Below are 4,213 nucleotides of genomic sequence, written 5' to 3' on the forward strand. Positions count from 1 at the left end.
ACGCGGTGAAGGCCGCCGAGGAACTGCGGGAGATGGGCGCGCGGGCGCTGCTCGCGAACCAGGCGCGCCGACGGACAGCTGCTCGTGGACGGCTCGGGCGCCAGGCTCGCGCACCGCCCGCGCGCCCATCTCCCGCAGTTCCTCGGCGGCCTTCACCGCGTCGCCCACCGTGGCCAGGGGGCGTCCGACGGCCTCCGCGAGTTCCTCCGCGTTGGGCTTGACCACGTCGGGCCGTTCGCGCAGCGCCTCCAGGAGCGCGCGCCCGGAGGTGTCCAGCGCGATCCGGGCACCTCCGGCGTGCGCCCGCGCGACCACCTCGGCGTACCAGGAGGGCGCGAGCCCGCGGGGCAGGCTCCCGCAGCAGGCGATCCAGGAGGCGTCGCGCGACTGTGAGCGGACCGTCTCCAGCAGCAGCTCCTGCTCCTCCAAGGACAGCTCGGGACCCGGCGCGTTGATCTTCGTGAGCACCCCGTCGGACTCGGCGAGCGCGATGTTGGAGCGGGTGGCGCCCGTGACCGGCACCGGCGCGACCTCGATGCCCTGTGCGTCGAGCAGGTCCGCGACGAGCGCTCCCGGCGCCCCGCCCAGCGGCAGCACCGCGACCGTGCGCTGCCCGGCGGCCGTGACGGCACGCGAGACGTTGACGCCCTTGCCGCCGGGGTCCATGCGTTCCCCGGTGGCGCGGATGACCTCGCCGCGCTCCAGGGACGGGACCTCGTAGGTGCGGTCCAGGGACGGGTTCGGGGTGACGGTGAGGATCATGCGCGCACTACTTCCGTGCCGCCGCGCTCGATGGCGACGGCGTCTTCGGGGCTCAGCCCGCTGTCGGTGATCAGCAGGTCCACATCGCTCAGGTCACCGAAGCGGGCGAAGTGCTCCTGGCCGTGCTTGGAGGAGTCGGCGAGCAGCACCACGCGCCGGGCGGCGGCGAGCGCGGCGCGCTTGACCGCGGCCTCGGCGAGGTCGGGGGTGGTGAGGCCGTGTTCGGCGGAGAAGCCGTTGGCCGCCACGAACAGGACGTCGGCCCGGATCTCGCCGTACGCCCGCAGCGCCCAGGCGTCGACGGCGGCGCGCGTACGGTGCCGTACCCGCCCCCCGACCAGGTGGAGCTGAATGCCGGGGTGGTCCGCGAGGCGGGCCGCGATGGGCAGGCTGTGGGTGACGACGGTGAGCGACGCCTCCAGCGGGACGGCGGCGGCGAGGCGGGCCACGGTCGTGCCGGCGTCGAGGATCAGGGTGCCCTCCGCCGGCAGTTCGGCGAGGGCCGCCTTGGCGATGTGGTCCTTCTCGTCGGCCGCGGTCGTCTCGCGCTCGGCGAGGTCCGGCTCGAAGTCGAGGCGTCCGGCCGGGATGGCCCCGCCGTGCACCCGGCGCAGCAGACCCGCGCGGTCGAGGGCCTTCAGGTCGCGCCGGATGGTCTCGGCGGTGACCTGGAACTCCTCGGCCAGCGAGACGACGTCCACCCGCCCGCCGTCACGGGCGAGCCGGAGGATCTCCTGCTGCCGCTCCGGTGCGTACATGTCCGCTCACCTCCGACTGATGCCCGAACGTGTGGTTTCAGTCGGAGGCTACGCCGGGATGTCCGAGAAGTAAACAGTTTCGGGCGCCATCCGGGCATGAACGGACTTCCGGTTGTTCCCGTACACGACAAGAGGGCCCGGTACCTCGGCGGGTACCGGGCCTCTCACCTCGGGCTTCAGGAGACGAGCGCGGGCTCCTTCTCCTCCGCCACGGGAAGCTCACCGGCCCCCTCCACGTGCTGCGCGGGCCGCTTCGGCAGCGCGAACATCAGCAGGAAGATGACGACCATGACCGCCGCGACCCACCCGAGGGCGTGCTGGAAGGCGTCCACGAAGGCCGGGCCGACCTGCTCCGGCCTCAGGTCGTCGCCGATCACCCCGAAGAACACGACCGACACCAGTCCGAGCCCCAGCGCGTTGCCCATCTGCTGCACGGTGTTGATGAGCCCGGACGCCGAACCGGCGTGCTCGCGCGGCACCTCCGACAGCACCGCGTCAGTGAGCGGCGCGACGATCAGCCCCATGCCGACGCCCATCACGACCAGGGGCAGCGCCATCTGCCACGAGCTGATCGCCATGCCGTACCGCTCGGCCTCCCCCAGGTAGAGCAGCACGCCCACCGCCATCAGCAGTGCACCGGCCTGGAGCACTCCGCGTCCGAAGCGCGGCACGAGCTTCTGAACCGACAGTCCGGCGGCCGTGGAGACGGCGATCGAGAACGGCACCCCGGTCAGCCCCGCCCGCAGCGGGCTCCAGCCGAGCCCGGTCTGCATGTAGAGCGTCCACACCAGGAAGAAGATGCCGAGCCCGATCCCGAACACGGTCTGCACCGCGATCCCGGCGGCGAAGCTCTTCACCTTGAACAGCGACAGCTCGACCAGCGGGGACCCGTCCCGCTCACCCTTGCGCTTCTCGTACGCCACCAGCGCCGCGAACACGAGGGGCGCGCCGGCCATCGACACGTATCCCCACACCGGCCAGTCCAGCTCCTCGCCGCGGGTCAGCGGGTAGAGCAGCATCAGCAGCCCGAGCACGACCATGGCCACACCCGCCAGGTCAAGCTTCAGCGCCCGCGGGGCCTTGGACTCGGTGATGAAACGGCTCCCGAGGACGAGCCCCATGATCCCGACCGGCAGGTTGATGAGGAAGATCGGCCGCCACTCCAGCCCGAAGAGGTTCCACTCGGTCAGCAGCGCCCCGAGCAGCGGACCGGAGACGGCCCCGAGCCCGACGACCGCGCCGAAGAGCCCGAACACCTTGCCCCGCTCGTGCGCCGGGAAGGTCGCGTGCACGATCGACAGGACCTGCGGGACCATCATCGCGGCCATGCCGCCCTGGAGGATCCGGGCCGCGACCAGCATCTCCGGGTTGGCGGCGAAGCCGCACAGCGCCGACGCGAGGGTGAACCCGCCGATGCCGACGAGGAACAGCCGCTTGCGCCCGTGGATGTCTCCGAGCCGCCCGCCGGTGATCAGCCCCGCGGCGAAGGCCAGGGCGTAACCGGCGGTGATCCACTGGATCTGGCTGACGGAGGCGCCGGAGTCCTGCCGGATGGACGGGATGGCGATGTTGACGATGGTGACGTCGACGAGGTCCATGAAGGCCGCGGTCATCACGATGGCGAGAGCGAACCAGCGACGCCGGTCGCCCGGGGCGGGCTGTGCGTCGAGGGTGCCCGGAAGGGTGGTCTCGGTGGAGGTCATGTCATCAAGCTATGACCCCACTAGGTCAGATCGTGTCCTACTTCTACGGCATCCTCGAACTCATGACGACGGACACCCCGGCACGGCTCCTGACGCTCCTCTCCCTCCTCCAGACGCCCCGCGAATGGCCCGGCGGCGAGCTCGCCGACCGGCTCGGGGTCTCCCGCCGCACGGTCCGGCGGGACATCGACCGCCTCCGCGAACTGGGTTATCCCGTCGAGGCGTCCAAGGGCTCCGACGGCGGCTACCGGCTGGTCGCGGGCAAGGCCATGCCCCCGCTCGTCCTCGACGACGAGGAGGCGGTCGCCATCGCCGTCGGCCTGCGGGCGGGCGCGGGGCACGCCGTCGAGGGCGTGGACGAGGCGTCCGTACGGGCGCTGGCGAAACTGGAACAGGTCCTGCCGTCCCGGCTGCGGCACCGCGTCTCCACCCTCCAGGCCGCGACGACTCCGCTGACCCACGGGGACGGAGCGAGCATCCCGACCGAGACGCTGACCGTGATGGCCTCGACGGTGGCCGGACACGAGCGGCTCCGCTTCGCCTACCGGACGAAGGACGGCGTCGAGTCCCGGCGGGTGGTGGAGCCCTACCGCCTGGTCTCCACCGGCCGCCGCTGGTACCTCGTCGCCTACGACCTCGACCGCGGCGACTGGCGGACCTTCCGGGTCGACCGGGTGAACGACCCCTTCGCCACGGGAGCGCGGTTCGCTCCGCGGGAGCTGCCGTCGGGGAGCGCGGCGGAGTACCTGCGGCAGTCGATGTACCGCCGTCAGGAGACCTACGAACTCGTCGTGACCTTCGAGGCCGACGTGTCGGTGGTGGGGCCCCGGGTGCCCGGATGGGTGGGGGTGCCGGAGCCGCTGGGCGAGGGACGGTGCCGGTTGCGGGCGTCGGTGGGGGACGCGGTGGAGTGGATGGCGGTGCGGCTGGCGATGACGGGGGTCGAATTCCGGGTGGAGGAACCACCGGAACTGGTGGAGGCGGTGCGGG

General features: G+C 72.2%; 4 protein-coding genes. 1 reads left to right on the plus strand and 3 read right to left on the minus strand.

Annotated elements, in window-relative coordinates; translation table 11 throughout:
* From AOJ26_RS39005 to AOJ26_RS39015, 3 genes are all read right to left on the minus strand, one after another.
* Positions 1 to 762: 1-phosphofructokinase family hexose kinase (locus AOJ26_RS39005; RefSeq protein ID WP_234358786.1), on the minus strand; the 762-nt coding region annotated here is incomplete at its 3' end.
* Positions 759 to 1,520 (minus strand): DeoR/GlpR family DNA-binding transcription regulator, encoded by a 762-nt coding sequence (locus AOJ26_RS39010; protein WP_053853077.1) that lies wholly within the window; start codon positions 1,518 to 1,520, stop codon positions 759 to 761. The genes AOJ26_RS39010 and AOJ26_RS39005, both read right to left, overlap by 4 nt.
* 176 nt (positions 1,521 to 1,696) lie before the next feature.
* Positions 1,697 to 3,223: an MFS transporter gene (locus AOJ26_RS39015; protein ID WP_053853078.1), complete on the minus strand. Its 1,527-nt coding sequence runs from the start codon at positions 3,221 to 3,223 to the stop codon at positions 1,697 to 1,699.
* A gap of 62 nt (positions 3,224 to 3,285) precedes the next feature.
* On the opposite strand from AOJ26_RS39015, the gene AOJ26_RS39020 reads away from it, so the two are divergent.
* The coding region (locus AOJ26_RS39020; protein WP_053853079.1) for a helix-turn-helix transcriptional regulator at positions 3,286 to 4,213 on the plus strand (928 nt) is incomplete at its 3' end.

The sequence above is a fragment of the Streptomyces sp. NRRL B-24085 genome, assembly GCF_001282115.1.
GTDB lineage: Bacteria > Actinomycetota > Actinomycetes > Streptomycetales > Streptomycetaceae > Streptomyces.

Excerpts from the sequence above, each read along its gene's own strand:
- AOJ26_RS39015 (WP_053853078.1), bottom strand. The coding sequence starts at position 3,223 with ATGACCTCCACCGAGACCACCCTTCCGGGCACCCTCGACGCACAGCCC.
- AOJ26_RS39010 (WP_053853077.1), bottom strand. The coding sequence starts at position 1,520 with ATGTACGCACCGGAGCGGCAGCAGGAGATCCTCCGGCTCGCCCGTGAC.